The 6000-nt window shown below is 53.2% G+C and carries 5 protein-coding genes and 2 tRNA genes; all 7 read left to right on the forward strand.

Annotated features, from left to right (window positions below; genetic code table 11):
• The first annotated feature begins 76 nt into the window (after positions 1–76).
• Entirely contained in the window at positions 77–565 is a 489-nt protein-coding gene (gene pncC, locus AC1RKG_RS16765; protein WP_020825280.1) for a nicotinamide-nucleotide amidase, read from the forward strand.
• 112 nt (positions 566–677) lie between these two features.
• The gene (gene recA, locus AC1RKG_RS16770) at positions 678–1739 is read left to right on the forward strand and encodes a recombinase RecA (protein WP_020825281.1); all 1062 of its coding nucleotides are present in this window, start codon (positions 678–680) and stop codon (positions 1737–1739) included.
• Between the two features lie 64 nt (positions 1740–1803).
• A complete protein-coding gene (gene recX / locus AC1RKG_RS16775) occupies positions 1804–2316 on the forward strand; it encodes a recombination regulator RecX (RefSeq protein ID WP_020825282.1) in 513 nt (170 codons plus the stop codon).
• 133 nt (positions 2317–2449) lie between these two features.
• Positions 2450–5077: an alanine--tRNA ligase gene (gene alaS / locus AC1RKG_RS16780; protein WP_020825283.1), complete on the forward strand. Its 2628-nt coding sequence runs from the start codon at positions 2450–2452 to the stop codon at positions 5075–5077.
• Positions 5078–5329: 252 nt separating this feature from the next.
• Complete coding sequence (csrA, locus tag AC1RKG_RS16785; RefSeq protein ID WP_004091602.1) at positions 5330–5515, forward strand: carbon storage regulator CsrA; 186 nt, start codon at positions 5330–5332, stop codon at positions 5513–5515.
• Between the two features lie 310 nt (positions 5516–5825).
• Positions 5826–5918, forward strand: a tRNA-Ser gene (locus AC1RKG_RS16790).
• Positions 5919–5921: 3 nt separating this feature from the next.
• Positions 5922–5998 (forward strand) — tRNA-Arg (locus tag AC1RKG_RS16795).
• The last annotated feature ends 2 nt before the right edge of the window (positions 5999–6000 follow it).

Raw genomic sequence — 6000 nt, forward strand, 5'->3', positions numbered from 1 at the left:
TCTGTCATCGCCGCGTCAGATAAGCTTGATAAATGCTACTATCGGGCGCATATACCTGATTCGCTAAGGAGAGGTTATGAGTGAACAGCAACTGCGTAAACTCAGCGTTGCAGTAGGGGAAAAACTGAAGGCTAATGGCCAGTGGATCACCTGTGCAGAATCTTGCACCGGGGGGGCTATCGCCAAGGCCATCACCGATATTGCCGGCAGTTCCGCTTATTTCGATCGTGGTTTTGTCACCTACAGCAATACGGCGAAGCATGAGCTTCTAGGCGTGGCGGAAGCGACCCTGAATGCCCATGGCGCCGTAAGCGAAGAGGTGGTGCGCGAGATGGCTCAGGGGGCTCTGCACGCGGCTCGGGCCAACCTGGCGCTGTCGGTTAGCGGCATTGCCGGGCCGGACGGTGGCAGCGTGGAAAAACCGGTGGGTACGGTCTGGTTTGGTTTTGCCGAATCCTCAGGACGCGTGCTGGCGCAAAAGATGCAATTTTCCGGCGATCGTGATGCAGTGCGGCTTCAGGCGACAATTTTCGCGCTGCAAACCGCCCTTGACGAATTTTTGTGAAATTAGGCTTGATACTGTATGACCATACAGTATAATTAGTGACATTTCCTGCACAACATACATTCAGTGGCAGTGTGGGGTAACACCGACATTGCGTAACGAAGGAGCAACAATGGCTATTGATGAGAACAAGCAAAAGGCGCTAGCTGCGGCACTGGGCCAGATTGAGAAACAGTTCGGCAAAGGCTCCATCATGCGTCTGGGTGAAGACCGTTCTATGGACGTAGAAACGATCTCTACCGGCTCGCTGTCACTTGATATCGCACTGGGTGCAGGCGGCCTGCCAATGGGCCGTATCGTTGAAATTTATGGTCCGGAGTCTTCCGGTAAAACCACCCTGACGCTGCAGGTTATCGCTGCGGCGCAGCGCGAAGGTAAAACCTGTGCCTTTATCGATGCAGAGCACGCGCTGGATCCGATTTATGCGAAGAAGCTGGGTGTTGATATCGACAACCTGCTGTGTTCTCAGCCGGACACCGGTGAGCAGGCGTTGGAAATCTGTGATGCCTTAACTCGTTCTGGCGCGGTTGACGTGATTATCGTTGACTCCGTGGCGGCCTTGACGCCGAAAGCGGAAATCGAAGGTGAAATCGGTGACTCACACATGGGGCTGGCGGCACGTATGATGAGCCAGGCGATGCGTAAGCTGGCCGGTAACCTGAAAAACGCCAACACCCTGCTGATCTTCATCAACCAGATCCGTATGAAAATCGGTGTGATGTTCGGTAACCCCGAAACCACCACTGGCGGTAACGCACTGAAGTTCTACGCATCAGTCCGTCTGGATATCCGCCGTATCGGCGCGGTGAAAGAAGGCGATGAAGTCGTCGGCAGTGAAACCCGCGTGAAAGTCGTCAAAAACAAAATTGCTGCGCCGTTCAAACAGGCCGAATTCCAAATCCTGTACGGCGAAGGTATCAACAGCCGCGGCGAACTGGTCGATCTGGGCGTGAAGCACAAGATGATCGAGAAAGCCGGTGCCTGGTACAGCTACAACGGCGATAAAATCGGTCAGGGTAAGGCAAATGCCTGTAACTTCCTGAAAGAAAACCCGGCGGTTGCCGCTGAGTTGGACAAGAAACTGCGTGACCTGCTGCTGCACAGCAACGGTGAACTGGTTGCGGCAACTGACGAAGGCTTCGATGACGAAGCTGAAACCAGCGAAGAGTTTTAATCGCTGCTGACGCCTGTGAATGCCGTTATGGGTTTACGGGCGTCGACTACATCAGGCTTGAATAATGAATGACTTGCTAAGCCGCGCCATGCGCCTGCTGTCGCAACGCGATCATAGTGAAGCTGAACTGCGCCGCAAGCTTGCGGCGCAGCCATTTATGGCGAAAGCCAGATTTGGCACCAAAACGCCTACCTCCTCCACACCTGCTCCGTCTTCCGAAGAACCGATTGATCCTGCCGTTATCGAACAGGTGATTGCCTATTGCTATCAGCATAATTGGTTGGACGATCAACGCTTTGCCCGCAGCTATATTGGTAGCCGCAGCCGTAAAGGTTACGGTGCGCAGCGTATCCGCTCGGAACTGATGCAAAAGGGCGTAGACAAAGAGCTGACGCAAACTGCCCTGGCAGACTGTGATATCGACTGGTGTGAGCAGGCTAAACAGGTTGCGCAGCGTAAATTTGGCGACAAACTGCCAACTGACTGGAAAGAGAAAGCCAAAGTTCAGCGTTATCTGCTCTATCGTGGCTTCTTCCAGGAAGAAATTCAGTCAATTTACCGTGATTTTGCGCAATGAACGCACACGGGGTTTTACTTCCCCTTGAAGAAAATTTATCTTATCCCCACTTTTTGTTCGTGAGTTAGATGCCATCGTCAGGATGTCGCGTATCTTGCTCACGTGTCGTTATTCTAGCCTTTCCGGGAAAATTATGAGCAAGAGCACCGCTGAGATCCGTCAAGCGTTTCTCGATTTCTTTCATAGTAAGGGCCACCAGGTTGTAGCAAGCAGCTCCCTGGTGCCTAACAATGATCCGACATTGCTGTTTACCAATGCCGGCATGAACCAATTTAAAGATGTTTTCCTGGGGCTGGACAAGCGCGCCTATTCCCGAGCCACCACCTCACAACGTTGCGTACGTGCAGGCGGTAAGCATAACGATCTGGAGAACGTCGGTTATACCGCACGTCACCATACCTTCTTCGAAATGCTGGGCAACTTCAGTTTCGGCGACTATTTCAAACATGACGCTATCAGCTTCGCCTGGGAACTGTTGACCGGTGAAAACTGGTTTAACCTGCCTAAAGAAAGGCTGTGGGTGACCGTCTATGAAACCGATGACGAAGCTTTCGACATCTGGCAGAAGCAGATTGGTGTGCCGGCAGAGCGCATTATCCGTATTGGCGACAATAAAGGCGCGGCTTTTGCCTCTGACAACTTCTGGCAGATGGGCGATACCGGTCCGTGCGGTCCGTGCACCGAGATTTTCTACGATCATGGCGATCATATCTGGGGTGGCCCTCCGGGCAGTCCGGAAGAAGACGGCGATCGTTACATTGAGATCTGGAACATCGTTTTCATGCAGTTCAACCGTCAATCCGACGGCACCATGCTGCCGCTGCCAAAACCTTCGGTAGATACCGGTATGGGTCTGGAGCGTATTGCGGCAGTCCTGCAACACGTGAACTCCAACTATGAAATCGACTTGTTCAGCACGCTGATCGCTGCAGTGGCCAAGGTGACAGGCGCGGCAGATTTGAATAACAAATCTTTGCGCGTTATCGCTGACCACATCCGCTCCTGTGCTTTCCTGGTGTCCGATGGCGTGACGCCGTCAAACGAAGGCCGTGGTTACGTGCTGCGCCGCATCATTCGCCGCGCTGTTCGCCACGGCAATATGCTGGGCGCGAAAGACAGCTTCTTCTACAAGCTGGTTGCTCCGTTGATCGAAGTGATGGGGCCGGCCGCTGACGAACTGAAGCGCCAACAGTCTTTGGTTGAACAGGTACTGAAAACTGAAGAAGATCAGTTTGCTCGCACCCTGGAGCGTGGTTTGACGCTGCTGGACGAAGAACTGGCTAACCTGCAGGGCGATACCCTGGATGGCGAAACAGCCTTCCGTCTTTACGACACCTACGGTTTCCCGGTCGATCTGACGGCGGATGTGTGCCGTGAACGTGGCCTGAAAGTGGATGAAGCCGGTTTTGAACTGGCGATGGAAGCGCAGCGTCGTCGTGCACGTGAGTCCAGTGGTTTCGGCGCAGACTACAACAGCATGATCCGCGTTGATGGCGCCAGCCAGTTCTGCGGCTATGACCACGAGCAGCAGCAATCAACCGTGATCGCGCTGTTCCGCGACGGTCAGTCGGTCAATGAGATCCACGCCGGTGAAGAAGCCGTAGTGGTACTGGATGAAACTCCGTTCTACGGTGAATCCGGTGGCCAGGTTGGCGATAAAGGCGTGCTGAAAGCCGCTGGCGCCGATTTTGAAGTGAGCGATACCCAGAAATACGGCCAGGCCATCGGTCATCAGGGCAAGCTGTCTCAAGGTTCCTTGAAAGTGAACGATCGCGTTGATGCGCAGATCGATACCGTTCGCCGCAATCGCATCCGTCTGAATCACTCCGCTACCCACCTGCTGCACGCTGCACTGCGTCAGACGCTGGGTGAGCATGTGGCGCAGAAGGGATCGTTGGTTAACGATAAATACCTGCGTTTCGATTTCTCGCATTTCGAAGCGATGAAGCCGGAGCAGATCCGCATTGTAGAAGACTTGGTGAACCAGCAGATACGTCGCAACCTGCCGGTCCAAACCGAAGTCATGGCGCTGGATGATGCCAAAGAGAAGGGCGCTATGGCGCTGTTCGGTGAGAAGTACGACGATAACGTGCGCGTACTGACCATGGGCGACTTCTCGACCGAACTGTGCGGCGGCACCCATGCCAGCCGTACCGGTGACATCGGTCTGTTCCGCATTCTGAGCGAGTCAGGTACCGCTGCGGGTATTCGTCGTATTGAAGCCGTCACCGGCGAAGGTGCGATTGCTACCCTGCATCAGCAAAATGATTTGTTGCAGGACGTTGCGCACCTGGTGAAAGGGGATAGCAACAACCTGACGGACAAAGTGCGTGCGGTACTCGATCGCACTCGCGCGTTGGAAAAAGAACTGCAGCAGTTGAAGGATCAGCAGGCGGCGCAGGAGAGCGCTTCATTGTCCAGCAAGGCCAAAATGGTTAACGGCGTCCCGCTGTTGGTCAGCAAGCTTGATAACGTCGAGCCAAAAATGTTGCGTACCATGGTTGATGATCTGAAAAATCAACTGGGTTCCGCAATTATCGTGCTGGCTACCACGGCCGATGATAAGGTGAGCCTGATTGCCGGCGTGACCAAAGATCTGACCGACCGGGTTAAAGCCGGCGAGTTGATCGGCAACGTGGCGCAGCAGGTTGGCGGCAAAGGGGGCGGACGCCCTGATATGGCGCAGGCAGGGGGGACCGACGTCAGTGCCCTGCCGGCGGCACTAGACAGCGTAGAAGCCTGGGTGGCCTCGAAACTGTGAATATAAATAAATAGCACTTACAAACGCCATAACTCATTGTTGATTATGGCGTTTTTAAACTGTGCTAACACAATTTGGTTACAATTACGGGAACAAAGTTTTTCAGGTCGGCTAAACTTATCATTATCTGAGGTGAGACCAAGTCTGCTTACACTTATTGTGGGTTACATGACTTACGTTTTCACAGCATATGATGGATAATGACGGGGAAACTGAGAGACCCGACTCTTTTAATCTTTCAAGGAGCAAAGAATGTTAATTCTGACTCGTCGAGTTGGTGAAACCCTCATGATTGGCGATGAGGTCACGGTCACAGTGCTAGGGGTCAAGGGCAACCAGGTTCGTATTGGTGTGAATGCCCCCAAAGAGGTGTCAGTTCACCGCGAAGAAATCTATCAGCGCATTCAGGCAGAGAAGTCTCAACAGACGACTTACTGATTTCGAAGCAGCGTCTCGTTGCTCAGCGAGACGCTACTGCGCTTTTTTGTGCCTATCATCGTTCCTTTCCTGACTTCTCCGATTAAATCTTTTTGCTGCCTCCCTGACTTTGTTTGCTATTTCGCTATGGTTGCCTGTTGATAAAACACTCTTTTTGCCGTGAAATCGCCCATGTTGAGTGTGAATTGTGCAAACGCGCATGAGTTGGGAAAAATTGTTTGACTTAAAAGTCGGAGAAAGTAATATGTGCGCCACGCAGTGCCGATGAGCTTCTCCAAAGCAAGTTAGGCACAATTCGAAAGAAGCGTATGGTGAGGTGGCCGAGAGGCTGAAGGCGCTCCCCTGCTAAGGGAGTATGCGGTCAAAAGCTGCATCCGGGGTTCGAATCCCCGCCTCACCGCCATTTGCATCCATAGCTCAGCTGGATAGAGTACTCGGCTACGAACCGAGCGGTCGGAGGTTCGAATCCTCCTGGATGCACCATA

The sequence above is a fragment of the Serratia sp. GW822-FHT06D09 genome, assembly GCF_058799515.1.

Bases quoted from the DNA above. Each gene is read 5' to 3' on its own strand.
- pncC (WP_020825280.1), top strand. From the start codon at position 77: ATGAGTGAACAGCAACTGCGTAAACTCAGCGTTGCAGTAGGGGAAAAA.
- alaS (WP_020825283.1), top strand. From the start codon at position 2,450: ATGAGCAAGAGCACCGCTGAGATCCGTCAAGCGTTTCTCGATTTCTTT.
- csrA (WP_004091602.1), top strand. From the start codon at position 5,330: ATGTTAATTCTGACTCGTCGAGTTGGTGAAACCCTCATGATTGGCGAT.
- recX (WP_020825282.1), top strand. From the start codon at position 1,804: ATGAATGACTTGCTAAGCCGCGCCATGCGCCTGCTGTCGCAACGCGAT.
- recA (WP_020825281.1), top strand. From the start codon at position 678: ATGGCTATTGATGAGAACAAGCAAAAGGCGCTAGCTGCGGCACTGGGC.